The sequence below is a fragment of the Pseudomonas sp. MWU12-3088 genome (assembly GCF_023242405.1).
GTDB classification, from domain to species: Bacteria; Pseudomonadota; Gammaproteobacteria; order Pseudomonadales; family Pseudomonadaceae; genus Aquipseudomonas; species Aquipseudomonas kribbensis.
The window spans coordinates 241597-265478 of record NZ_JALJEA010000002.1; the positions used below are offsets into that span (position 1 = coordinate 241597).

Consider the following 23882-nt stretch of genomic DNA (forward strand, 5'->3'; position numbering starts at 1 on the left):
AGAAGGAGCAACCATGAGCCTGCCCAATCCCGCCGATCTGATCAGCCAGATGGCGACCCGCCTCAAGGCGCACCTTGCCCAGCGTGATATCAGCGAACCGCGTTACATCGGCATCCGCACCGGTGGCGTCTGGGTCGCCCAGGCCCTGCTCGAAGAGCTCGGCAGCGATGCGCCACTGGGCACGCTGGATGTTTCCTTCTACCGCGACGACTTCAGCCAGAACGGCCTGCACCCGCAAGTGCGCCCGTCCGCCCTGCCCTTCGAAATCGAAGGCCAGCATCTGGTACTGATCGACGACGTACTGATGAGCGGCCGCACCATCCGCGCCGCCATGAACGAACTGTTCGACTACGGCCGCCCGGCCAGCGTGACGCTGGTCTGCCTGCTGGACCTGGACGCCGGCGAACTGCCGATCCGCCCGAACGTGGTCGGCGCGACGCTGTCGCTCGCCCCCCACGAACGAGTGAAGCTGTCCGGCCCGGAGCTGGCCCTCGAACTGCAAGACCTCGCCCTTTAATCCGCCCTATTGAGAGTCCCCTTCGCGATGACGCCTCTAGATACCAAGCGCCCGCTGCAGCTCAATGATCAGGGCCAGCTGCGCCACTTCCTCTCGCTCGACGGCCTGCGCCGCGAGTTGCTGACGGAAATCCTCGACACCGCCGACTCGTTCCTCGAAGTCGGTGCCCGGGCTGTGAAGAAGGTCCCGTTGCTGCGCGGCAAGACCGTGTGCAATGTGTTCTTCGAAAACTCCACCCGCACCCGCACCACCTTCGAACTGGCGGCCCAGCGGCTGTCGGCGGACGTGATCACCCTGAACGTATCGACCTCGTCGGCCAGCAAGGGCGAAACCCTGCTCGACACCCTGCGCAACCTCGAAGCCATGGCCGCCGACATGTTCGTCGTGCGCCACGGTGATTCGGGCGCCGCGCACTTCATCGCCGAGCACGTCTGCCCGCAGGTGGCGATCATCAACGGCGGCGACGGCCGTCATGCCCACCCGACCCAGGGCATGCTCGACATGCTGACCATCCGTCGGCACAAAGGCAGCTTCGAAAATCTCTCGGTGGCCATCGTCGGCGACATCCTGCACTCGCGGGTGGCACGCTCGAATATGCTCGCCCTGAAGACCCTCGGTTGCCAGGACATCCGCGTGATCGCGCCGAAAACCCTGCTGCCGATCGGTATCGAGCAGTACGGCGTGAAGGTCTACACCGACATGACCGAAGGCCTGAAGGACGTCGATGTGGTGATCATGCTGCGCCTGCAGCGTGAGCGCATGACCGGCGGCCTGCTGCCGAGCGAAGGCGAGTTCTACCGCCTGTTCGGCCTGACCACCGCGCGCCTGGCCGGCGCCAAGCCCGATTGCATCGTCATGCACCCGGGGCCGATCAACCGTGGCGTGGAGATCGAGTCGGCGGTGGCTGACGGCCCGCACTCGGTGATCCTCAATCAAGTCACCTACGGCATCGCGATCCGTATGGCCGTGCTGTCCATGGCCATGAGCGGACAAACCGCGCAGCGTCAATTCGAGCAGGAGAACGCCCAGTGAAACTCAGCATTCTCGGCGCCCGCGTCATCGATCCAAGCAGCGGCCTGGATCAAATCACCGATATTCACGTTGAAGCCTGCAAGATCGTCGCCCTCGGCGCGGCACCGGCCGGTTTCACCGCTGTGGAAACCATCGACGCCCAAGGCCTTGTCGCCGCTCCGGGCCTCGTCGACCTGAACGTTGCCCTGCGCGAGCCGGGCTACAGCCGCAAAGGCACCATCGCCAGCGAAACCCGCGCCGCGGCGGCGGGTGGCGTAACCAGCCTGTGCTGCCCGCCGAAGACCAAACCGGTACTCGACACCTCCGCCGTGGCCGAGCTGATCCTCGACCGCGCCCGCGAGGCCGGCAACACCAAGGTGTTTCCAATCGGCGCCCTGAGCAAAGGCCTGGACGGTGAGCAACTGGCCGAGCTCGTTGCCCTGCGCGACGCCGGTTGCGTGGCGTTCGGCAACGGTCTGGAGAGCTTCCGCAACACCCGAACCCTGTGCCGGGCGCTGGACTACGCGGCAACGTTCGACCTGACGGTGATTTTCAACTCCCAGGATCACGACCTCGCCGACGGCGGCCTGGCCCACGAAGGCCCCACCGCCAGCTTCCTCGGCCTGCCGGGTATCCCGGAAACCGCTGAAACCGTGGCCCTGGCCCGGGACCTGCTGCTCGTCGAGCAGACCGGCGTGCGTGCCCACTTCAGTCAGCTCACCAGCGCTCGCGGCGTGGCCCTGATCGCTCAGGCCCAGGCCCGTGGCTTGAAAGTCACGGCGGATGTCGCCCTGTATCAGCTGATCCTGACGGACGAAGCGCTGATCGACTTCAGCAGCCTGTATCACGTGCAACCGCCGCTGCGCACCCGCGCGGATCGCGACGGCCTGCGTGAAGCGGTGAAGTCCGGGGTGGTCTCGGCGATTTCCAGCCATCACCAGCCCCATGAACGCGATGCGAAACTGGCACCGTTCGGCGCGACCGAGCCGGGCATCAGCAGCGTCGAACTGTTGCTGCCGCTGGCAATGACGCTGGTCGAGGATGGTCTGCTGGACCTGCCGACGCTGCTGGCACGCCTGAGCGCCGGCCCGGCCGAGGCCCTGCGCCTGCCGGCGGGCAAACTGGCAGTGGGCGGCGCGGCGGATATCGTGCTGTTCGATCCGAAGGCTTCGACCGTGGCCGGCGAGAGCTGGCTGTCGAAGGGCGAGAACTGCCCGTTCCTCGGCCACAGCCTGCCGGGTGTGGTGCGTTACACCCTGGTGGATGGCCGGATCAGCCATCAGGCATAAAAAATGGCGAGGGAGCTTGCTCCCTCGCCATCACTTACTGAAAGGCGCCCCGCCCTTCGGCATTACACACCGACACCTGATCATTCAGCGTCCAGAAGTCATACAGCACGCCCAGAAAGAACAACCCGCCGGTCAGCAGATACACCACCCCGCTGATCCACTTGCCCTGATACATCCGGTGCACGCCGAACGCGCCGAGGAATGTCAGCAGAATCCACGCCACGTTGTATTCGATCGGCCCCGCCGCAAAGCGCAGGTCCGCTTCCCGGTCCATCGCCGGGATCAGGAACACGTCGATCAGCCAGCCAATCCCCAGCAGTCCGAAGGTGAAAAACCAGATCGTGCCGGTCACCGGCTTGCCGTAATAGAAGCGGTGCGACCCGGTAAAACCGAAGATCCACAACAGGTAACCGATCACCTTGCTATGGGTGTCCTTTTCCTTCACTTGTGGCAGTTGATAGCGGTTCATGAAGACCTCGATTCACGCGATAGATAAATTTTCTTTAATTCTTTGTGACTTTTTTACAGGTACCCGACGTACGGCAAATGCTACCTTGTGATCCGTAAAAGCCTTATAGCACCTGACTTCTGTCCGACAATTGCGTCTATTTGCCGCTTGTTTGGTTCCGTTGCCCGCCTTTTGAATCGACCAACGGCCTCGGAAGGGACAAAAAAGCTGTTATAAAGTTGCGCGCTAACACATAAGAGCCCTGCCTAATGCGTCCATTTTTCAAGACATGGCTAACTATCTGCCTATTAATGCCACTGGCCGCCCACGCCACCAATCGTGAGCAACGTCTTCCCAACGTTAACGGTTTCACTCCCAAATCCCATGCCTCTGCTCCGTCGAACAAAGGCAAGCAAACGAAACACACCACGCTCGCCAGCAAGGGTCACGGCAAGCTGGTTCCACCGATGGCGAACAAGGAAAGCAGCAACGTCCTCAGTCGCGCGGTGAACGTCCTCGGTACACCTTACCGTTGGGGCGGCAGCAGCCCGAGTAAAGGCTTCGACTGCAGCGGTCTGGTGAAATACGCGTTCAACGACGCCACGTTCGACCTGCCGCGCACCTCGAATGCCATGGCCAGCGGTCACGGCGAGAAAGTCGAGCGCAAGGATCTCAAGCCTGGCGACCTGATTTTCTTCAACATCAAGAGCCGTCGGGTCAATCACGTTGCCATCTACCTGGGCAACGACCGCTTCATCCACGCACCGCGCCGTGGCAAAGCAGTAAGCATCGATACGCTGAACAAGCCGTATTGGGAACAGCATTACGTGGTTGCCAAGCGTGTGCTGCCGAAAGAACCGGGCGGCAAGCAGATGCGCGTGGTTCAACGCTGATCCTTGCAGATCACAAAAAACGCAGCCCTCGGGCTGCGTTTTTTTTCGTCACTAGAAATTATCCGGCGTCCGCGCCTTCTCCCGCGCATGTTCGCGACTGATCAGGCCCTTGCTCACCAGATCCTTCAGGCACATATCGAGTGTCTGCATCCCCAGCGACCCGCCGGTCTGGATCGCCGAATACATCTGCGCCACCTTGTCCTCGCGGATCAGGTTCCGGATCGCCGACGTTCCCAGCATGATTTCGTGCGCCGCCACCCGGCCGCCGCCGATCTTCTTGATCAGCGTCTGCGAGACCACGGCCAGCAACGACTCGGACAACATCGAGCGCACCATGGACTTCTCGTCCCCCGGAAACACGTCCACCACCCGGTCGATGGTCTTGGCCGCCGAGGTGGTGTGCAGCGTACCGAACACCAGATGCCCCGTTTCCGCAGCGGTCAGCGCCAGGCGGATGGTTTCCAGGTCGCGCATCTCGCCCACCAGGATCACGTCCGGGTCTTCCCGCAGCGCCGAGCGCAGTGCCGTGGCAAAACTGCGGGTATCGCGGTGGACTTCACGCTGATTGATCAGGCATTTGCGCGATTCGTGGACGAATTCGATGGGGTCTTCGATGGTCAGGATGTGGTGATGACGGTGGGTGTTGAGGTAATCGATCATCGCCGCCAGCGTGGTGGACTTGCCCGAGCCGGTCGGCCCGGTCACCAGCACCAGCCCGCGCGGGGCGTCGGTGATCTTGCGAAAGACATCGCCCATGGCGAGGTCTTCCATGCTCAGCACTTTCGACGGGATGGTCCGGAATACGGCGCCGGCGCCACGGTTCTGGTTGAAGGCGTTGACCCGGAAGCGCGCCACACCCGGCACTTCGAAGGAAAAGTCGGTTTCCAGATGTTTCTCGTACTCCACCCGCTGGGTGTCGTTCATGATGTCGTAGATCAGCTCGTGCACCTGTTTGTGATCCAGCGCCGGCAGATTGATCCGCCGCACATCGCCATCCACGCGGATCATCGGCGGCAGTCCGGCCGACAGGTGCAGGTCGGAAGCGCCCTGTTTGGCGCTGAAGGCCAGCAGTTCAGTGATATCCATAGCGTCCCTCAATTCCAGTAGAATGCCGCGAACCTTCAGACCGCTGGCGCCTCTTGATGTCCACGATAGCAGACAACATTCTCCAGGTTAGTTCGCGCATTAAGGCAGCCGTCAAAGCCGCCGGCCGCGATGAAAACAGCGTCCAGCTGCTGGCCGTGAGCAAGACCAAACCCGCCCAAGCCCTGCGCGAAGCGTACGCCGCCGGCCTGCGCGACTTTGGCGAGAACTATCTGCAGGAAGCTTTGGGCAAACAGCTCGAACTGGCCGACCTGCCCTTGATCTGGCACTTCATCGGCCCCATTCAGTCGAACAAGACCCGCTCGATTGCCGAGCACTTCGCCTGGGTGCACTCCGTGGATCGTCTGAAAATCGCCCAACGCCTGTCCGAGCAACGTCCGGCGGATCTGCCGCCACTGAATATCTGCATTCAGGTCAATGTCAGCGGTGAGGCCAGCAAATCCGGCTGCACCCCGGCCGACCTGCCGGCCCTGGCCCAGGCCATCAGCGCCCTGCCCCGTTTGAAGTTGCGCGGGCTGATGGCGATTCCCGAGCCGACCGAAGATCGCGCCGAGCAGGACGCTGCATTCGCCGCCGTTCAAAAATTGCAGGCCGGCCTCGATTTGCCGCTCGACACACTTTCCATGGGCATGAGCCACGACCTCGAGTCGGCCATTGCCCAGGGCGCCACCTGGGTCCGTATCGGTACGGCCCTGTTTGGCGCTCGCGACTACTCCCAATCTTGATGATTTCCAGATAAGGACCTGACATGAGCAACACGCGTATTGCCTTTATCGGTGCCGGCAACATGGCCGCCAGCCTGATCGGCGGCCTGCGGGCCAAGGGTCTGGAAGCCGCACACATCCGCGCCAGCGATCCGGGCGAAGAGACCCGCAACCGGGTCAGCGCCGAGCATGGCATCGAAACCTTCGCCGACAACGCCCAGGCCATCGACGGCGCCGACGTTGTCGTGCTGGCGGTCAAGCCGCAGGCCATGAAAGCCGTGTGCGAAGCGATTCGCCCGAGCCTGAAGCCGAATCAACTGGTGGTCTCCATCGCCGCCGGCATCACTTGCGCCAGCATGACCGCATGGCTCGGCGAGCAGCCGATCGTGCGCTGCATGCCCAACACCCCGGCGCTGCTGCGTCAGGGCGTCAGCGGTCTGTACGCCACCGGCGAAGTGAGTGCCGAACAGCGCCAGCAGGCTGAAGAGCTGCTGTCCGCCGTGGGCATCGCCCTGTGGCTGAACGAAGAGCAGCAACTGGACGCGGTCACCGCCGTCTCCGGTTCCGGCCCGGCGTACTTCTTCCTGCTGATCGAAGCCATGACCGCCGCCGGCGTCAAACTCGGCCTGCCGAAGGAAACCGCCGAGCAACTGACCCTGCAAACCGCGCTGGGCGCCGCGCACATGGCGGTTTCCAGTGACATCGACGCCGCCGAGCTGCGCCGTCGCGTGACCTCGCCGGCCGGCACCACTGAAGCTGCGATCAAATCGTTCCAGGCCGGCGGCTTCGAAGCCCTGGTGGAAAAAGCACTCGGCGCCGCCGCGCACCGCTCGGCCGAGATGGCCGAACAACTGGGCAAATAAGGAGCCTTACATGATTGGATTGAACACTGCAGCGGTCTACGTGCTGCAAACCCTCGGCAGCCTGTATCTGCTGATCGTGCTGCTGCGCTTCGTCCTGCAACTGGTGCGGGCGAACTTCTACAACCCGCTGTGCCAGTTCGTGGTCAAGGCCACCCAGCCGCTGCTCAAGCCACTGCGCCGGATCATCCCGAGCCTGTTCGGCCTCGACATGTCCTCTCTGGTGCTGGCGATCCTCGTGCAACTGGCGCTGATGGCGCTGACCCTGCTGCTGACCTACGGCACCACCGGCAACCCGCTGCAACTGTTCATCTGGTCGATCATCGGGGTGACCGCGCTGTTCCTGAAGATTTTCTTCTGGGCCATGATCATCAGCATCATCTTGTCCTGGGTCGCCCCGGGCAGCCATAACCCGGGCGCCGAGCTGGTGAACCAGATCTGTGAACCGGCCCTGGCGCCGTTCCGTCGCCTCCTGCCGAGCATGGGCGGTCTCGACCTGTCGCCGATCTTCGCCTTCCTCGTGCTGAAGCTGATCGACATGCTGGTGATCAACAACCTCGCGGCGATGACGATGATGCCGGAAATCCTGCGCCTGTTGATGTGAGCTGGTTCCGTTGGGACGGTGACGACCTGATCCTTGAGTGTCACCTGCAACCGGCAGCCCGCAGCGATGACTTCGCCGGGCTGCACGGTGATCGCCTGAAGATCCGCCTGACCGCGCCGCCGGTCGAAGGCAAGGCCAATGCGTATCTGATGGGGTTTCTGGCCAAGGCTTTCGGGGTTTCCAAGAGTCAGGTCAGTTTGCTCAGTGGTGAGTTGAACCGGCAGAAACGTGTACGCATCCACGCCCCCAAAAAACTGCCGGATCTACCGGGGCTTCAACGCCCCTGATCGTTGCTTGCCGCTGGGGGCAGCGGTCTTTAGACTTACGCCTCATTTCAACGAGAGCAGGGTCGATGCCAGCTGCCTTTCCCCCCGATTCTGTTGGTCTGGTGACGCCGCAAACGGCGCACTTCAGCGAACCGCTGGCCCTGGCCTGCGGCCGTTCGCTGGCCGCTTATGACCTGATCTACGAAACCTACGGCACGCTGAACGCGCAAGCGAGCAACGCCGTGTTGATCTGCCATGCCTTGTCCGGCCACCATCACGCTGCGGGTTACCATAGCGTCGACGACCGCAAGCCCGGTTGGTGGGACAGCTGCATTGGCCCCGGCAAACCGATCGACACCAACAAGTTCTTCGTGGTCAGCCTGAACAACCTCGGCGGCTGTAATGGTTCCACCGGCCCGAGCAGCCTCAACCCGGACACCGGCAAGCCGTTCGGCGCCGACTTCCCGGTGCTGACCGTGGAAGACTGGGTGCACAGCCAGGCGCGCCTCGCCGACCTGCTCGGTATCAGCCAGTGGGCGGCGGTGATCGGCGGCAGCCTCGGCGGCATGCAGGCGCTGCAATGGACCATCACCTATCCGGATCGCGTGCGCCACTGCCTGGCCATCGCCTCAGCCCCCAAGTTGTCGGCGCAGAACATCGCCTTCAACGAAGTGGCGCGTCAGGCGATTCTCACCGACCCGGAATTCCATGGTGGCTCGTTCCAGGAGCAAGGCGTGATCCCCAAGCGCGGCCTGATGCTGGCGCGGATGGTCGGGCACATCACCTACCTGTCCGACGACTCCATGGGCGAGAAATTCGGCCGCGGCCTGAAGAGCGAAAAACTCAACTACGACTTCCACAGCGTCGAGTTCCAGGTCGAAAGCTACCTGCGCTATCAGGGCGAAGAGTTCTCCGGGCGCTTCGATGCCAACACTTATCTGTTGATGACCAAGGCGTTGGATTACTTCGATCCGGCGGCGAACTTCGACGATAACCTGGCGAAAACCTTCGAAGGCGCGAAAGCCAAGTTCTGCGTGATGTCGTTCACCACCGACTGGCGCTTCTCCCCGGCCCGTTCGCGGGAACTGGTGGATGCGCTGATGGCCGCGCGCAAGGACGTCAGCTACCTGGAAATCGACGCGCCCCAGGGCCACGACGCCTTCCTGATTCCGATCCCTCGTTATTTGCAGGCGTTCGGCAATTACATGAACCGAATTACGGTGTGAACAAGCCATGAGAGCTGATCTGGAAATCATCCAGGAATGGATCCCCGCCGGCAGCCGCGTGCTCGACCTCGGTTGCGGTGACGGCGAGTTGCTGACCTGGCTGCGTGACCACAAGCAGGTCACCGGTTATGGCCTGGAAAACGACCCGGACAACATTGCCGAGTGCGTGGCCAAGGGCATCAACGTCATCGAACAGGACCTGGACAAGGGCCTGGGCAACTTCGCCAGCAACAGCTTCGACGTGGTCGTGATGACCCAGGCCCTGCAGGCCGTGCACTACCCGGACAAGATCCTCGACGAAATGCTGCGGGTCGGTCGCCAGTGCATCATCACCTTCCCCAACTTCGGCCACTGGCGCTGCCGCTGGTATCTGGCGAGCAAGGGCCGGATGCCGGTGTCCGAGTTCCTGCCGTACACCTGGTACAACACGCCGAACATTCACTTCTGCACCTTCGAAGACTTTGAAGAACTTTGCCGCGAACGTGAGGCGAAGGTCATTGATCGGCTTGCCGTGGATCAACAGCACCGCCACGGGTGGGCCAGTAAGCTATGGCCTAATCTGTTAGGTGAGATCGGTATCTACCGCGTCAGCAGCCCGGGGCTGCAGGATCACAAAATCGCGGTCTGAACCACGACATTGCGAGGAGAACGAACATGGGACGCCTGATTACCACGCTGTTGGCCGCCTGCCTGAGCCTGTCGGCCGTGGCAGCCGATGCCATCAAGAGCGAGCGCCAGGAAACCTTCGGCGACGTGACGGTGCACTACAACACCTTCAACTCGACCTACCTGCAACCGGACATCGCCAAGGCTGCCGAGCTGATCCGCAGCAAGAACCAGGGCGTGATCAACGTCTCGGTGGTCAAGGACGGCAAGCCGCTGATCGCTAACGTCACCGGCACGGTGAAAGATCTGACCAGCCAGACCGTGACCCTGAATTTCCGCCAGGTTACCGAACAGGGCGCGATCTATTACATCGCCCAGTACCCGGTGGAACAGCAGGAAACCCGCACCTTCGAAATCAAGGTGCAGAACGGTGACAAGATCAACACCATCAATTTCAACCAAGAGCTTTTCCCCGGCGAATGATGAACCTCAAGCAACTCGTACTGGCCAGCCATAACGCCGGCAAACTCAAGGAACTCCAGGCCATGCTCGGCGAATCGGTGCAATTGCGCTCGATCGGCGAGTTCAGCAGCGTGGAGCCGGAAGAAACCGGTCTGTCGTTCGTCGAGAACGCGATCCTCAAAGCCCGTAATGCTGCGCGCATCTCCGGACTGCCGGCGCTGGCCGACGATTCGGGTCTGGCGGTGGATTTCCTCGGTGGTGCGCCGGGCATCTATTCCGCGCGCTACGCCGACGGCAAGGGCGACGCGGCGAACAACGCCAAGCTGCTCGACGCCTTGAAGGACGTGCCTGAAGCCGAGCGCGGCGCGCAGTTCGTCTGCGTGCTGGCGCTGGTGCGTCATGCCGACGATCCGCTGCCGATCCTCTGCGAAGGTCTGTGGCACGGGCGCATCCTGACCGCCGCCAGCGGCGAGCACGGTTTCGGCTACGACCCGCTGTTCTGGGTGCCGGAGCGTAACGTGTCCAGCGCCGAGCTGAGCCCGAGCGACAAGAACCAGATCAGCCACCGCGCCCGTGCAATGGATCTGCTGCGCCAGCGTCTGGGCTTGAAATGACCCGTGATTCTTCTGCGTCGCCACTGATCGTCGGTGGCGCCGCCTCTTCGCCTCGGGCGCCGCTGCCGACGCTGCCGCCCCTGGCGCTGTACATCCACATCCCGTGGTGTGTGCGCAAATGCCCGTATTGCGACTTCAACTCCCACACCGCCAGCCCGGTGCTGCCGGAACAGGAATATGTCGACGCGTTGCTTGCCGACCTCGATCAGGATCTGCACGCGGTGTACGGCCGTGAGTTGAGTTCGATCTTCTTTGGCGGCGGCACGCCGAGCCTGTTCAGTGCCGAAGCACTGGGCCGCTTGCTGGAAGGCGTCAAACAACGCATTCCGTTTGCCGATGACATCGAAATCACCCTGGAAGCCAACCCCGGGACTTTCGAGCAAGAGAAGTTCGTCGCCTACCGCAAACTGGGGATCAATCGCCTGTCGATCGGTATCCAGAGCTTCCAGCAGGAAAAGCTCAAGGCCCTCGGCCGCATCCACAACGGCGACGAAGCCGTGCGAGCGGCAGGCATGGCGCGCCAGGCCGGGTTCGATAACTTCAACCTCGACCTGATGCACGGCCTGCCGGACCAGTCGCTGGACGATGCCCTGAGCGATCTGCGTCAGGCGATCGAACTGAAGCCGACGCACATTTCCTGGTATCAGCTCACGCTGGAGCCGAACACCGTGTTCTGGAACCAGCCGCCGGTGCTGCCGGAAGACGACACGTTGTGGGACATTCAGGAAGCCGGGCAAGCGCTACTGGCCGAACACGGTTACGCGCAGTACGAAGTTTCCGCTTACGCCCAACCGGGTCGTCCGGCGCGGCATAACCTCAACTACTGGAGTTTCGGCGACTTCATCGGTATCGGCGCCGGTGCCCACGGCAAGCTCAGCCATCCGGACGGGCGCATCGTGCGTACCTGGAAGACGCGCTTGCCGAAGGACTACCTCAACCCGGCCAAAAGCTTCCAGGCCGGCGAGAAAGCCCTGACCAACGACGAGATGCCCTTCGAGTTCCTGATGAACGCCCTGCGCCTGACCGCCGGCGTCGAATCACGCCTGTATCCCGAGCGCACCGGCCTGCCGCTGGAAAGCCTCGACGAACACCGGCGCGAGGCCGAACAAAGCGGTCTGTTGCAGGTCGAACCGTCACGTCTGGCGGCCACCGAGCGCGGACAACTCTTTCTCAACGATTTGCTGCAGAAATTTCTGAGCTGAATGGCTCCCGGGGAAACCGCATGGATTTGATACTCGACCTGCTCGCCACTGTCTCTCGCTGGAGCCGCAGCAATCTCTCGGAAATCGCCCTGGCCCTGGTGGGCTGCCTGCTGGTGCTGTTCGGCGCCGACTTCAAAGGCTGGGTCGAGCAACGCCTGGGCAGCATCGCCGGCGCCCTGCGCGTCCCGCTGATGGCCCTGCTGTGCATGGTCGGCAGCGGCGCGGCGCTGATCTACGCCACCCCTTGGGTGGTGAAGGGGCTGAGCCAGTTCAACAACTACAGCCTGGCGCCGGTGTTGTTGGTGGTGCTGGTTTTGATCGGTGTAGTCGCCGACCGCCGCTGAATTACAGACAGGGAAGTTCATGAGCAAGAAACTGCTGGACGAAACAAGCAAATTTCTCAGCTTTGTGCTGCGTCACGAGCCACAGGCGATTGGCCTGACGCTGGACTCTGAAGGCTGGGCGAACATCGACGCCTTGATCGATGGCGCGGCACGGGACGGCAGAACGCTGGATCGCACGCTGATCGAAAACGTCGTGGCCAGCAGTGACAAGAAACGCTTTTCGATCTCTCCGGACGGTCAGTCGATTCGCGCCGTACAGGGCCATTCGACGAAAAGCGTGGAGCTGCAGTTCGAAGAGAAACAGCCTCCGGAAACGCTCTATCACGGCACCGCGACGCGCTTCATGGACTCGATCAACGAACAGGGATTGATCCCGGGATCACGTCATCACGTGCATTTGTCCCAGGACACCGCCACTGCTTCGGCGGTCGGGCAACGTTACGGAACGGTCGTGATTCTGCAGGTCGCCGCACGACAGATGCAGGAACAGGGGTTCAAGTTCTACCAGGCCGAGAATGGTGTCTGGCTGACAGAGCGGGTACCGGCAGAATTCCTTTCTACGATGTAATCACCGAGTACTGCTAAAACAACTGTGGGAGCCAATGGCTCCCACAGTTGTTTATTGCATAAGGCTTAAGCGAGTTTCTCGAACTTCAGATCCCAAACGCCGTGCCCAAGACGTTCGCCGCGGCGTTCGAATTTGGTGATCGGACGTTCGGCCGGGCGTGGCACGCACTTGCCGTCTTCGGCGAGGTTGCGATAGCCCGGGGCGACGTTCATCACTTCCAGCATGTATTCGGCATACGGTTCCCAGTCGGTGGCCATGTGCAGAATGCCGCCGACTTTCAGCTTGCTGCGCACCAGCTCAGCGAAGGACGCCTGAACGATGCGGCGCTTGTGGTGACGGCTCTTGTGCCACGGGTCCGGGAAGAACAGCATCAGGCGATCGAGGCTGTTGTCGGCGATGCAGCGGTTGAGCACCTCGATCGCGTCGCAATCATAGACCCGCAGGTTGGTCAGGCCCTGGGTCAGCACGCCGTTGAGCAGCGCACCGACACCCGGACGGTGAACTTCGACACCGATGAAATCCTGTTCCGGCGCAGCGGCTGCCATTTCCAGCAGCGAGTGGCCCATGCCGAAACCGATCTCCAGCGAACGCGGCGCGGAACGGCCGAACACCTGATCGTAATCCACCGGCGCATCGGCCAGCGGCAGGACGAACTTCGGCGCGCCCTGATCCAGGCCGCGCTGCTGGCCTTCGGTCATGCGCCCGGCGCGCATCACGAAACTCTTGATGCGGCGGTGTTGGCGCTCGTCGCCTTCTTCCGTCTGGATTGGCGTGTCGTTCGATTCAGTCATCAATAGCTCTTACTTGATCAGACCATCCAGCGGCGAAGAGGCGCTGGCATAGAGTTTTTTCGGCATGCGGCCGGCGAGGTAGGCCAGGCGGCCCGCGACGATCGCGTGTTTCATGGCTTCGGCCATCATGATCGGCTGCTGGGCGTGGGCGATGGCCGAGTTCATCAGCACGGCGTCACAGCCCAGTTCCATGGAGATGGTGGCGTCGGAAGCGGTACCGACACCGGCATCCACCAGCACCGGGATCTTGGCTTCTTCGAGGATGATCTGCAGGTTGTACGGGTTGCAGATTCCCAGGCCCGAACCGATCAGACCGGCCAGCGGCATCACCGCGATGCAGCCGATTTCCGCCAGTTGCCGGGCGATGATCGGGTCATCACTGGTGTAAACCATCACGTCGAAGCCTTCCTTGACCAGTACTTCGGCGGCCTTGAGGGTTTCGATCACGTTGGGGAACAGGGTTTTCTGGTCGGCCAGCACTTCCAGCTTCACCAGATTGTGGCCATCGAGCAGCTCACGGGCCAGGCGGCAGGTGCGCACGGCTTCAACCGCGTCGTAGCAACCAGCGGTGTTCGGCAGGAAGGTGTAGCGATCCGGCGACAGCACTTCGAGCAGGTTCGGCTCGCCTTCTATCTGGCCCAGGTTGGTGCGGCGCACCGCGAAGGTGACGATCTCGGCACCCGAGGCTTCGATGGCCAGGCGGGTTTCTTCCATGTCACGGTACTTGCCGGTACCGACCAGCAAACGCGACTGGTAAGTACGACCGGCCAGAACGAAAGGCTTGTCGCTACGAACGATGCTCATGGGAAATCCTCTGTTGGGGTGAGGGTCTTGCAGAATTCTCGGCCCATGCAGGCCTGGCGGCTAGCCGCCGCCGATGGCGTGCACCACTTCGACGTTGTCGCCGTCGTTCAGCGTGGTGTCGGCATGCTGGCTGCGCGGGACGATATCCAGATTGAGTTCGACCGCGACGCGGCGTCCGGTCAGGTCCAGACGGGTCAGCAGGGCCGCAACGGTTTCACCGTCGGGCAGTTCAAAGGATTCACCGTTCAACTGAATGCGCATGCGCAACGCCGCCATCACTTTTTAGGGGGTGGCATTCTAGCCCGATCATGACCTAAAGGTCAGCACCAAGCGTCAAGCGGTTGGCTGCAGGCGCCAGGCGGCAAGTCCGAGGCACAGCCAGCCGATCAGGAATGCCAGGCCGCCGAACGGGGTAATGATGCCGAGCTTGCCGATGCCGACGGTAGTCAACAGGTACAGGCTGCCGGAGAACAGCAGGATGCCGATGCTGAACGAGATGCCGGCCCAGGCGACCAGACGTCCCTGAAGCTGTGTGGCCAGCAGCGCCACGCCGAACAGCGCCAGCGCGTGCACCAGTTGATAGGTAACGCCCGTGTGGAAGATTGCGAGGTACTCGGGGGTCAGGCGGTTTTTCAGGCCATGGGCGGCGAATGCGCCAAGGCCGACACCGGTGAAACCAAAGAAGGCAGCCAGCATCAGAAAGCTACGCAGCATGTAGAACTCCACTCAGACTCGATCGGCAGGGTCTGTATAATGGCCCGCTCAACCGGTTCGGCCAAGCCATCTCTATGCTGCGTTTATTTCTCCGTCGTTTCACGAAGGCCCTGCTCTGGTTCGCGGGCGGCAGCGTATTGCTGGTGTTGGTGTTTCGTTTCGTGCCGCCGCCGGGCACGGCACTGATGGTCGAGCGCAAGATCGAATCCTGGGTCGACGGCGAGCCGATCGACCTGCAACGCACCTGGAAGCCGTGGGACGAGATCTCCGATGACCTCAAGGTCGCGGTGATTGCCGGCGAAGACCAGAAATTCCCCGAGCACTGGGGTTTTGACCTGAGCGCGATCAAGGCCGCACTGGCCCACAACGAACTCGGCGGTTCGATTCGCGGCGCCAGCACCCTGAGCCAGCAAGTGTCGAAGAACTTGTTTCTGTGGTCTGGCCGCAGTTATCTGCGTAAAGGTCTTGAGGCGTGGTTTACCGCACTGATCGAAGTGTTTTGGCCCAAGCAGCGGATACTTGAGGTGTACCTGAACAGTGTCGAATGGGATGACGGCGTGTTTGGTGCCGAAGCGGCGGCACGGCATCACTTTGGCGTTTCTGCCAAGTCTTTGTCCCGCCAGCAGGCGAGTTATCTGGCAGCCGTACTGCCCAATCCCCGGGTCTGGAGTGCCAGTCACCCGACTTCCTATGTTTCGCGCCGGGCCGGATGGATTCGCCAGCAGATGAGCCAGTTGGGTGGCGACAGCTATTTGCTGACACTCGATGACTCACGCCGCGCACCCTGGGCCCAATGACTTTCTGACACACAAACTAAAACGCCCCGATCATCACTGATCGGGGCGTTTTTTATTGCCGGACTACCGGTTACGCGGCAATCGACAACTTGAGCTTGTTCATCGCGCTCTTCTCGAGCTGACGGATCCGCTCGGCCGACACGTTGTACTTCTGCGCCAGGTCGTGCAGCGTGGCTTTCTCTTCTGCCAGCCAGCGCTGGTAGAGGATGTCGCGGCTGCGTTCGTCCAGCACTTCCAGCGCTTCGTGCAGGTTGTGATTGGAGTTGTCGCTCCAGTCGGCATCTTCCAGCTGACGCGCCGGGTCGTACCGGTGGTCTTCAAGGTAGTTGGCCGGCGACTGGAAAGCACTGTCGTCGTCGGCTTCGGCAGCCGGGTCGAAGGCCATGTCATGACCGGTCAGGCGACTTTCCATCTCACGCACTTCACGCGGCTCGACGCCGAGGCTTTCCGCCACGCGGTGGACTTCCTCGTTGTTCAGCCAGGCCAGACGTTTCTTCTGGCTGCGCAGGTTGAAGAACAGCTTGCGCTGGGCCTTGGTGGTCGCGACTTTCACGATCCGCCAGTTGCGCAGGATGAACTCGTGAATCTCGGCCTTGATCCAGTGCACCGCGAAGGACACCAGACGCACGCCCATTTCCGGGTTGAAACGCTTCACGGCCTTCATCAGGCCGACGTTGCCTTCCTGGATCAGGTCAGCCTGAGCCAGACCGTAGCCGGAATAGCTACGGGCAATGTGTACGACAAATCGCAGGTGGGCGAGCACCATCTGCCGAGCCGCCCCAAGATCCTGCTCATAGTAGAGACTCTCGGCCAGTTCACGCTCCTGCTCCGGCGTCAGCAATGGAATGCTGTTGACGGTGTGCACATAGGCTTCCAGGTTTGCGCCCGGAACCAATGCATACGCAGGTTGCAAAGAATTGGTCATACGAAAAAACCTCCGACTTACATACTCGCGCCTTTCGGCACTGCGAAAAATTGACCGGGAACTCAGGTACAAGTTCCCAAAAAACCGCAAGGTCAATCACGCGCAAAAAAGATTCTACTTCGGCGCCAGCTCCCTGAGATGACGTGCGACTGCAATCCATGCACCGATATAACCCAACAGCACCGCGCCAAGCAAGAGCGACAGACCGTCGGCAACTGGCACTCCGGCCAGTGCGAAATCACTGCCGTACAAGCCGGCCAGCCCGACCACCGCGTCGTTCAACCAGTTCAGGCCGAACGCCAGCACACCCCAGGACAGCAGCCCCGCACCGAAGCCATACAGCGCGCCCATATAAAGGAAGGGACGACGCACATAGCTGTCGGTGCCGCCGACGAGTTTAATCACTTCTATCTCTGTGCGGCGGTTTTCAATATGAAGACGAATGGTATTGCCTATCACCAAAAGTAATGCGGAAACCAGCAACACCGTCAGACCGAAGACAAAGCGGTCGCCGAGCTTGAGGATGGCGGCCAGACGCTCGACCCAGACTAGATCAAGTTGCGCCTGTTGTACCTTGGGCAGCTCGGAAAGTTTTTGTCTTAATGCTTCCAGGGTCGGCTTGTCGACCTCGTTCGGCGTCACCAGCACCACGCCCGGCAGCGGGTTTTCCGGCAGCTCGCGCAGGGCTTCGCCCAGTCCGGACTGCTGCTGGAATTCTTCCAGTGCCTGATCGCGGCCGACATATTCAGCATCAGCTACGCCGGGCATGCCCTTGATCTGATCCCGCAGCTTCTCGCCCTGAGCCGGACTGGCCTCGAGCTCCAGATACAGCGAGATCTGCGCCGCGCGCTGCCACGAACCGCCCAGACGCTCGACGTTGTTCAGCAACAACGACAAGCCCATCGGCAGGCTCAGGGCAACTGCCATCACCATGCAGGTGAAGAAGCTGCCAATCGGCTGCTTGCCGAGACGGCGCAGGCTGTCCAGCAGGCTGGCACGGTGGCTTTCGATCCAGGCGTGGAACAGCGTGGCAAAGTCCGGACCATCGTCCTCGTCGTGCTTTTTCTTCTTTGGCGGCTGCGGATCAGCGGCCTTTGGGGCCACGCGCTCGGAAACCTTCGGACTACGTGTTGCACTCATTCGCCAGCCTCCCCGTCGCCGATCAATCGGCCGCGTTGCAAGGTCAGCATGCGATGGCGCATGCGCGCAATCAGGGCCAGGTCGTGACTGGCGATCAGCACGCTGGTGCCCAGACGGTTGATGTCTTCGAACACGCCCATGATCTCGGCCGCCAGACGCGGGTCGAGGTTACCCGTCGGTTCATCCGCCAGCAGCAGGGCCGGGCGGTGAACGATGGCGCGGGCGATACCGACACGCTGTTGCTGACCGGTGGACAGGTCGCCGGGGTACAGGTCGGTCTTGTCCGACAGCGCCACGCGCTCCAGCGCCGAATCGACGCGCTTGGCAATTTCCGCCTTGGACAGCCCGAGGATCTGCAATGGCAGCGCGACGTTGTTGAACACCGTGCGATCGAACAGTAACTGGTGATTCTGGAACACCACGCCGATCTGCCGGCGCAGGAACGGAATCTGCGCATTGCTGATGGTGCTCAGGTCCTGCCCGGCCAGCAGCAGTTTGCCGCTGGTCGGACGCTCCATCGCCAGCAACAGGCGCAACAACGTGGATTTACCGGCACCGGAGTGGCCGGTGACAAACAGGAACTCGCCGCGACGGACTCGAAAGCTCAGCTCATGCAAGCCGACGTGACCGTTCGGGTAGCGCTTACCGACCTGTTCGAAACGAATCATGAACGCTCCCGCTCGGCAAACAGTGCCTGGACAAAGGGTTCGGCTTCAAAGGTACGCAGATCGTCGATGCCTTCACCGACGCCGATGTAGCGGATCGGCAGGCCAAATTGCTTGGCCAGGGCGAAAATCACCCCGCCCTTGGCGGTGCCGTCGAGCTTGGTCAGCGCCAGGCCGGTCAGTTCGACGGTCTGGTTGAATTGCTTGGCCTGGTTGATGGCGTTCTGACCGGTGCCGGCGTCGAGCACCAGCAGCACTTCGTGCGGCGCATCGGCGTCGAGCTTGCCGATTACCCGGCGAACCTTTTTCAGTTCTTCCATCAGGTTGTCTTTGGTGTGCAGACGACCGGCGGTGTCGGCGATCAGCACATCGATGCCACGGGCCTTGGCGGCCTGCACGGCGTCGAAAATCACCGAGGCCGAGTCCGCGCCCGTGTGCTGGGCGATCACCGGAATCTTGTTGCGCTCGCCCCAGACCTGCAATTGCTCGACCGCCGCAGCGCGGAAGGTGTCACCGGCGGCGAGCATGACTTTCTTGCCTTCCAGTTGCAGCTTCTTCGCCAGCTTGCCGATGGTGGTGGTCTTGCCGGCGCCGTTGACGCCAACCACGAGGATCACGAACGGCTTGTTCTGCGAAGCAATCTTCAGCGGCTGCTCGACCGGTTTGAGCATCGCGGCCAGTTCGGCCTGCAGGGATTTGTACAGTGCGTCGGAATCGGCCAGTTCTTTGCGGGCGACCTTCTGGGTCAGGCGCTGGATGATCACCGAAGTCGCCTCGACGCCGACGTCGGCAGTCAGCAGACGGGTTTCGAGGTCGTCGAGCAGATCATCATCGATGGCTTTCTTGCCAAGGAACAGGCTGGCCATGCCCTCGCCGATGCTGGCGCTGGTCTTCGACAGTCCTTGCTTGAGGCGGGCGAAGAAGCCGGCCTTGGTTTCTTCGGTGCGCGGAGCCTCCACCGGAGTTTCGACGACAGCGACTGGCGCTGCGACGACCGGTGCAGGTGCAGGTGCAGGTGCAGGTGCAGGTGCAGGTGCAGGTGCAGGCTCGGGCGCAGTGACAATCGGTGCAACCGGCGCAGCGACCACAGCCTCGGGAATGACAGGAGCAGGTTCGACCACCGGCGCCTGGACAGGCTCGGGAGTGAATGCAACCGGTGCCGGAATCGGCGGTGTGATGTGCGGCGCAGCCTCTTCGACCAGCGCCACCGGCTCTTCCGCCACGGGCAAGGTCAACCATGGCTGGGCAGCCGGGGTCAGCGGCAGTTCAGCGGCAACCGGGGCTTCAGGCTCGACTTCGGCCACCAGTTGCAACACCGGTTCGGCAATCGGCAGCACAACCGGGGCCGGCGCTTCTTCTATTACCGGAGCGGGCGCCGGGGCAGGCTCAGGAATGGCAGTCGGCTGTTCGACGACGGGTTCCTGCGGCTTTTTGCGCAGCCATCCGAACAGGCTTTTCTTCTCGCCAGCCGCAGCTGGGGTCTTCTTGTCGTCGTTGGAACCAAACATGGAGGACGGCTATCTCACGGTAGCGACGCGCCACAGGGGCGCCCCGGCAAATAAATATTCGATGCAGAACAGACTGTGTTTCACCCAGCTTGTTCACGCGCAACATTTTGTCGAGGCGCCAAAAGCACCTCAAAGGTCTGTAAATACGAAGGACTGGAACGGCATCGTCGGCGAAAACGCAGAGTTTAGCTGACAAACTCAAAGCTTCTGCCGGTAACCCGTACAACCTATAGACCGATCAGTGGCCTGATAGGCGTGGCCGCCAGTAAAACGGATCAGTATCCTAGCACCTCCTCGCCCGCCTAGGCTAAGACCAAGCGGGCAGCCGAACAGGTTTAAAAACGAATGAATGCTCTAGCCCGCCGCGCCGCAGGCCTGCTGCTCAGCACAGTCTGCCTGCCCCTTTCGGCCCTGGCGGCCGACCCGCAACCGACCCACGAATTCACCCTCGACAACGGTCTGAAAGTCGTCGTGCGCGAAGACCATCGCGCGCCAGTGGTGGTGTCGCAGGTCTGGTACAAGGTCGGTTCCAGCTACGAAACCCCGGGCCAGACCGGTCTGTCCCACGCCCTCGAGCACATGATGTTCAAGGGCAGCGAGAAAGTCGGCCCCGGCGAAGCCTCGCTGATCCTGCGTGACCTCGGCGCCGAAGAGAACGCCTTCACCAGCGATGACTTCACCGCCTATTACCAGGTGCTGGCCCGCGACCGTCTGGGCGTAGCCTTCGAACTGGAAGCCGACCGCATGGCCAATCTGCGCCTGCCGGCCGACGAGTTCGCCAAGGAAATCGAAGTCATCAAGGAAGAGCGCCGCCTGCGCACCGACGACAAACCGATGTCCAAGGCCTACGAGCGCTACAAGGCCATGGCCTACCCGGCCAGCGGTTATCACACGCCGACCATCGGCTGGATGGCCGACCTCGACCGGATGAAGGTCGAAGAGCTGCGCCACTGGTATCAGTCCTGGTATGTGCCGAACAACGCCACGCTGGTGGTGGTCGGCGACGTGACCCCGGACGAAGTGAAAACCCTCGCCCAGCGCTACTTCGGCCCGATCCCTAAACGCGATGTGCCACCGGCGAAGCAGCCGCTGGAACTGGCCGAACCCGGCGAGCGCCAGATCACCCTGCACGTGCAGACCCAACTGCCCAGCCTGATGCTCGGTTTCAACGTGCCGAGCCTGGCCACGGCCGAAGACAAACGCTCGATCAACGCCTTGCGCCTGATCTCGGCGTTGCTGGACGGCGGCTACAGCGGCCGTATCCCGACCCAGCTGGAGCGTGGCGAAGAGCTGGTGTCCGGCGGCTCGTCGAGCTACGACGCCTACACCCGCGGCGACAGCCTGTTCACCCTGTCGGCCACGCCGAACACCCAGAAGAAAAAGACCATGGCCCAGGCTGAAGCCGGCCTGTGGAAACTGCTGGAACAGCTGAAAACCACCGCACCGTCCGCCGAAGAGCTGGAGCGTGTACGTGCGCAAGTCATCGCCGGCCTGGTTTTCGAACGCGATTCGATCACCAGCCAGGCCACCGCCATCGGCCAACTGGAGACCGTCGGTCTGTCGTGGAAGCTGATGGACACCGAACTGGCCGATCTGGAAAGCGTCACCCCGCAAGACATCCAGAACGCCGCCAAGCTGTATTTCACCCGCGAACGTCTCAGCGTCGCCCACGTCCTGCCACTGGAGACGACTCATGAGTGAGCGCAAAACCCCACGCCTGCTGCTCGGCCTGATCGCCGTGGCAGTCATTGGCTCCGCCGCGCTGTATCTGGCGCCGAGCGACAACAGCAAGGCCAGCGAAGCGCTGGATAACGCCAAGTCCAGCCAGAAGCTGCAATCGCTGGCCGAACTCGACGGCAAGGCCCCGGCCAGCCGCAAGCTCGACGTGCAGACCTGGAACACCGCCGAAGGCGCCAAGGTGCTGTTCGTCGAGGCTCGCGAACTGCCGATGTTCGACATGCGCCTGATCTTTTCCGCCGGCAGCAGCCAGGACGGCAACGCGCCGGGCCTGGCCCTGCTGACCAACGCCATGCTCAACGAAGGCGTGGCGGGCAAGGATGTCGGCGCCATCGCCCAAGGCTTCGAAGGCCTGGGTGCGGATTTCGGCAACGGCGCCTACAAGGACATGGCCATCGTTTCGTTGCGCAGCCTGAGTGCCGCCGACAAACGCGAGCCGGCACTGAAACTGTTCTCGGAAGTGATCGGCAAGCCGACCTTCCCCGCCGACTCCTTCGCACGCATCAAGAACCAGATGCTCGCCGGTTTCGAGTACCAGAAACAGAACCCCGGCAAGCTCGCCAGCCTGGAATTGATGAAGCGTCTGTACGGCGATCACCCGTACGCACACTCCAGCGATGGCAGCGCGCAAAGCGTACCGAAGATCACCCTGGCGCAACTGCGTGAGTTCCATGCCAAGGCCTATGCCGCCGGTAACGTGGTGATTGCACTGGTCGGCGATCTGTCTCGCAGCGAAGCCGAGGCGATTGCCAATCAGGTCTCCGCTGCCCTGCCGAAAGGCCCGGCGCTGGCGAAAATCACCCAGCCACAGGAGCCGAAGGCCAGCGTCGGCCACATCGAGTTCCCGTCGAAGCAGACCAATCTGATGCTCGCGCAACTGGGCATCGACCGTGACGACCCGGACTACGCAGCACTGTCGATGGGCAACCAGATCCTTGGCGGCGGTGGTTTCGGTACCCGTTTGATGAGTGAAGTCCGCGAGAAGCGCGGCCTGGCCTACGGCGTGTATTCGGCGTTCAGCCCGATGCAGGCACGCGGCCCGTTCATGATCAATCTGCAGACTCGCGCGGAAATGAGCGAAGGCACCCTGAAACTGGTACAGGACGTGCTCGCCGACTACCTGAAGACCGGCCCGACCCAGAAAGAACTCGACGACGCCAAGCGCGAACTGGCCGGCAGCTTCCCGCTGTCCACCGCGAGCAACGCCGATATCGTCGGCCAGCTCGGCGCCATGGGCTTCTACAATCTGCCGCTGAGCTATCTGGACGACTTCATGCGTCAGTCCCAGAGCCTGACCGTCGAGCAGGTCCGCGACGCCCTGAACAAACACTTGAGCACGGACAAAATGGTCATCGTCAGCGCTGGCCCGACCGTGCCGCAAAAGCCGTTACCGGCCCCATCTGATAAACCTGCCGAGCAGCCGCTCGGGGTTCCGGAGCATTAATGGCCAGTCCAAAGAAACCTGTACAAAAACTGCACAACGGTGTGAACCAGTTGCGCATCATCGGCGGCGAATGGCGCAGCCGCAAACTGAGCTTCCCGGATGCGCCGGGGCTGCGCCCGACGCCGGACCGGGTGCGCGAAACCCTGTTCAACTGGCTCGCGCCTTACGTTGCCGGGGCCAAGGTGCTCGATCCGTTCGCCGGCAGCGGCGCGCTGTTTCTGGAAGCGCTGTCCCGTGGCGCGTCCATGGGCCAGGCGCTGGATGCCAGCCACGTCGCCGTCTCCAGCCTGAAAGAACACCTCGGCACCCTGCGCTGTACCAACGGACAGGTGCAGACCGCTGACGCCTTGCGTTACCTGGAAACCCAGACCGCCACCGCGTTCGACCTGGTGTTCCTCGACCCGCCGTTCAACCAGAACCTGCTGCCCGCCGTTTGCACGCTGCTGGAAGAGCGCCAATGGCTGGCCGATGATTCGTGGATCTACACTGAAAGCGAAACCGCGCCATCGACCCTCGGCCTGCCAGGCAACTGGCGCCTGCACCGCGAGCAGAAATCCGGGCAGGTGTACTACGCGCTGTGGCAACGCAGCATGCTCTCCCTCTAACACCGCATGATCAAAGCAATATCCGGCGTGCGGT

The 23882-nt window shown here is 62.1% G+C and carries 29 protein-coding genes; 19 read left to right on the plus strand and 10 right to left on the minus strand.

The window, feature by feature from the left end; genetic code table 11:
• Window positions 1-13: 13 nt before the first annotated feature.
• From pyrR to M5B98_RS06840, 3 genes are read left to right on the plus strand one after another with little or no spacing between them, the layout of a single operon-like run.
• A complete protein-coding gene (gene pyrR, locus M5B98_RS06830; RefSeq protein WP_096817616.1) occupies window positions 14-517 on the plus strand; it encodes a bifunctional pyr operon transcriptional regulator/uracil phosphoribosyltransferase PyrR in 504 nt (167 codons plus the stop codon).
• 27 nt (window positions 518-544) lie between these two features.
• Window positions 545-1549: an aspartate carbamoyltransferase catalytic subunit gene (locus M5B98_RS06835; RefSeq protein ID WP_025109148.1), complete on the plus strand. Its 1005-nt coding sequence runs from the start codon at window positions 545-547 to the stop codon at window positions 1547-1549.
• Window positions 1546-2817, plus strand: coding sequence for a dihydroorotase (locus M5B98_RS06840; RefSeq protein WP_248742285.1), 1272 nt, complete (start codon window positions 1546-1548; stop codon window positions 2815-2817). The genes M5B98_RS06835 and M5B98_RS06840 overlap by 4 nt, the downstream gene beginning before the upstream one ends.
• Window positions 2818-2851: 34 nt before the next feature.
• On the opposite strand, the gene M5B98_RS06845 is transcribed toward M5B98_RS06840, so the two are convergent.
• Complete coding sequence (locus tag M5B98_RS06845; RefSeq protein ID WP_248742286.1) at window positions 2852-3286, minus strand: NINE protein; 435 nt, start codon at window positions 3284-3286, stop codon at window positions 2852-2854.
• A gap of 248 nt (window positions 3287-3534) precedes the next feature.
• Here M5B98_RS06845 and M5B98_RS06850 point away from each other — a divergent pair, with 248 nt between their 5' ends.
• On the plus strand, window positions 3535-4158 hold the full coding sequence (locus tag M5B98_RS06850; RefSeq protein ID WP_085709074.1) for a C40 family peptidase: 624 nt from the start codon (window positions 3535-3537) through the stop codon (window positions 4156-4158).
• A gap of 51 nt (window positions 4159-4209) precedes the next feature.
• On the opposite strand, the gene M5B98_RS06855 is transcribed toward M5B98_RS06850, so the two are convergent.
• Window positions 4210-5244: a type IV pilus twitching motility protein PilT gene (locus M5B98_RS06855; protein ID WP_248742287.1), complete on the minus strand. Its 1035-nt coding sequence runs from the start codon at window positions 5242-5244 to the stop codon at window positions 4210-4212.
• Between the two features lie 56 nt (window positions 5245-5300).
• Between M5B98_RS06855 and M5B98_RS06860 the strand changes: the two genes are divergently transcribed.
• The 11 genes from M5B98_RS06860 to M5B98_RS06910 all read left to right on the plus strand — a co-directional run bounded on the left by M5B98_RS06860 (window position 5301) and on the right by M5B98_RS06910 (window position 12718).
• Entirely contained in the window at window positions 5301-5987 is a 687-nt protein-coding gene (locus tag M5B98_RS06860; protein ID WP_085709072.1) for a YggS family pyridoxal phosphate-dependent enzyme, read from the plus strand.
• A gap of 23 nt (window positions 5988-6010) precedes the next feature.
• On the plus strand, window positions 6011-6829 hold the full coding sequence (gene proC, locus M5B98_RS06865) for a pyrroline-5-carboxylate reductase (RefSeq protein ID WP_248742288.1): 819 nt from the start codon (window positions 6011-6013) through the stop codon (window positions 6827-6829).
• A 10-nt stretch (window positions 6830-6839) separates the two neighbouring features.
• On the plus strand, window positions 6840-7430 hold the full coding sequence (locus M5B98_RS06870) for a YggT family protein (RefSeq protein ID WP_114886096.1): 591 nt from the start codon (window positions 6840-6842) through the stop codon (window positions 7428-7430).
• A complete protein-coding gene (locus M5B98_RS06875; RefSeq protein WP_248742289.1) occupies window positions 7427-7717 on the plus strand; it encodes a DUF167 domain-containing protein in 291 nt (96 codons plus the stop codon). Before M5B98_RS06870 ends, M5B98_RS06875 begins: the two co-directional genes overlap by 4 nt.
• A gap of 65 nt (window positions 7718-7782) precedes the next feature.
• Window positions 7783-8922, plus strand: a complete 1140-nt coding sequence (gene metX, locus M5B98_RS06880) for a homoserine O-succinyltransferase MetX (RefSeq protein WP_248742290.1) — start codon at window positions 7783-7785, stop codon at window positions 8920-8922.
• A gap of 7 nt (window positions 8923-8929) precedes the next feature.
• Complete coding sequence (metW, locus tag M5B98_RS06885) at window positions 8930-9550, plus strand: methionine biosynthesis protein MetW (RefSeq protein WP_085709067.1); 621 nt, start codon at window positions 8930-8932, stop codon at window positions 9548-9550.
• A 26-nt stretch (window positions 9551-9576) separates the two neighbouring features.
• Complete coding sequence (locus M5B98_RS06890; RefSeq protein WP_248742291.1) at window positions 9577-10011, plus strand: DUF4426 domain-containing protein; 435 nt, start codon at window positions 9577-9579, stop codon at window positions 10009-10011.
• Window positions 10008-10604 carry an RdgB/HAM1 family non-canonical purine NTP pyrophosphatase gene (gene rdgB / locus M5B98_RS06895; protein ID WP_085709065.1) on the plus strand — a complete coding sequence of 199 codons (597 nt, stop codon included), beginning with the start codon at window positions 10008-10010 and terminating at the stop codon, window positions 10602-10604. The genes M5B98_RS06890 and rdgB overlap by 4 nt, the downstream gene beginning before the upstream one ends.
• The gene (hemW, locus tag M5B98_RS06900; RefSeq protein WP_248742292.1) at window positions 10601-11806 is read left to right on the plus strand and encodes a radical SAM family heme chaperone HemW; all 1206 of its coding nucleotides are present in this window, start codon (window positions 10601-10603) and stop codon (window positions 11804-11806) included. The genes rdgB and hemW overlap by 4 nt, the downstream gene beginning before the upstream one ends.
• Before the next feature lie 20 nt (window positions 11807-11826).
• Entirely contained in the window at window positions 11827-12150 is a 324-nt protein-coding gene (locus M5B98_RS06905) for a DUF3392 domain-containing protein (protein WP_085709063.1), read from the plus strand.
• 19 nt (window positions 12151-12169) lie between these two features.
• On the plus strand, window positions 12170-12718 hold the full coding sequence (locus M5B98_RS06910; RefSeq protein ID WP_248742293.1) for an RNA 2'-phosphotransferase: 549 nt from the start codon (window positions 12170-12172) through the stop codon (window positions 12716-12718).
• 65 nt (window positions 12719-12783) lie between these two features.
• On the opposite strand, the gene trmB is transcribed toward M5B98_RS06910, so the two are convergent.
• The 4 genes from trmB to M5B98_RS06930 all read right to left on the minus strand — a co-directional run bounded on the left by trmB (window position 12784) and on the right by M5B98_RS06930 (window position 15027).
• Window positions 12784-13509 carry a tRNA (guanosine(46)-N7)-methyltransferase TrmB gene (gene trmB / locus M5B98_RS06915; protein ID WP_085646976.1) on the minus strand — a complete coding sequence of 242 codons (726 nt, stop codon included), beginning with the start codon at window positions 13507-13509 and terminating at the stop codon, window positions 12784-12786.
• A 9-nt stretch (window positions 13510-13518) separates the two neighbouring features.
• On the minus strand, window positions 13519-14313 hold the full coding sequence (locus M5B98_RS06920; RefSeq protein ID WP_007953385.1) for a thiazole synthase: 795 nt from the start codon (window positions 14311-14313) through the stop codon (window positions 13519-13521).
• 60 nt (window positions 14314-14373) lie between these two features.
• Window positions 14374-14574, minus strand: coding sequence for a sulfur carrier protein ThiS (thiS, locus tag M5B98_RS06925; RefSeq protein WP_007953386.1), 201 nt, complete (start codon window positions 14572-14574; stop codon window positions 14374-14376).
• A gap of 72 nt (window positions 14575-14646) precedes the next feature.
• Entirely contained in the window at window positions 14647-15027 is a 381-nt protein-coding gene (locus tag M5B98_RS06930; protein WP_085709061.1) for a DUF423 domain-containing protein, read from the minus strand.
• A 74-nt stretch (window positions 15028-15101) separates the two neighbouring features.
• On the opposite strand from M5B98_RS06930, the gene mtgA reads away from it, so the two are divergent.
• Window positions 15102-15824, plus strand: a complete 723-nt coding sequence (gene mtgA / locus M5B98_RS06935) for a monofunctional biosynthetic peptidoglycan transglycosylase (protein ID WP_085709060.1) — start codon at window positions 15102-15104, stop codon at window positions 15822-15824.
• 70 nt (window positions 15825-15894) lie between these two features.
• Here the strand turns inward: mtgA and rpoH are convergent, their stop codons facing one another.
• The 4 genes from rpoH to ftsY form a co-directional block, all read right to left on the minus strand.
• Complete coding sequence (rpoH, locus tag M5B98_RS06940) at window positions 15895-16749, minus strand: RNA polymerase sigma factor RpoH (protein ID WP_003229146.1); 855 nt, start codon at window positions 16747-16749, stop codon at window positions 15895-15897.
• Between the two features lie 114 nt (window positions 16750-16863).
• A complete protein-coding gene (gene ftsX / locus M5B98_RS06945; RefSeq protein WP_134828404.1) occupies window positions 16864-17889 on the minus strand; it encodes a permease-like cell division protein FtsX in 1026 nt (341 codons plus the stop codon).
• Complete coding sequence (gene ftsE / locus M5B98_RS06950) at window positions 17886-18557, minus strand: cell division ATP-binding protein FtsE (RefSeq protein WP_008065082.1); 672 nt, start codon at window positions 18555-18557, stop codon at window positions 17886-17888. Before ftsE ends, ftsX begins: the two co-directional genes overlap by 4 nt.
• Window positions 18554-20062, minus strand: coding sequence for a signal recognition particle-docking protein FtsY (gene ftsY, locus M5B98_RS06955; RefSeq protein WP_248742294.1), 1509 nt, complete (start codon window positions 20060-20062; stop codon window positions 18554-18556). The genes ftsE and ftsY overlap by 4 nt, the downstream gene beginning before the upstream one ends.
• Window positions 20063-20407: 345 nt before the next feature.
• Here ftsY and M5B98_RS06960 point away from each other — a divergent pair, with 345 nt between their 5' ends.
• From M5B98_RS06960 to rsmD, 3 genes are read left to right on the plus strand one after another with little or no spacing between them, the layout of a single operon-like run.
• Entirely contained in the window at window positions 20408-21763 is a 1356-nt protein-coding gene (locus M5B98_RS06960; RefSeq protein ID WP_114886107.1) for a M16 family metallopeptidase, read from the plus strand.
• Window positions 21756-23243 carry a M16 family metallopeptidase gene (locus tag M5B98_RS06965; protein WP_248742295.1) on the plus strand — a complete coding sequence of 496 codons (1488 nt, stop codon included), beginning with the start codon at window positions 21756-21758 and terminating at the stop codon, window positions 23241-23243. Before M5B98_RS06960 ends, M5B98_RS06965 begins: the two co-directional genes overlap by 8 nt.
• Window positions 23243-23848, plus strand: coding sequence for a 16S rRNA (guanine(966)-N(2))-methyltransferase RsmD (gene rsmD / locus M5B98_RS06970; protein ID WP_248742296.1), 606 nt, complete (start codon window positions 23243-23245; stop codon window positions 23846-23848). The genes M5B98_RS06965 and rsmD overlap by 1 nt, the downstream gene beginning before the upstream one ends.
• Window positions 23849-23882: the final 34 nt, after the last annotated feature.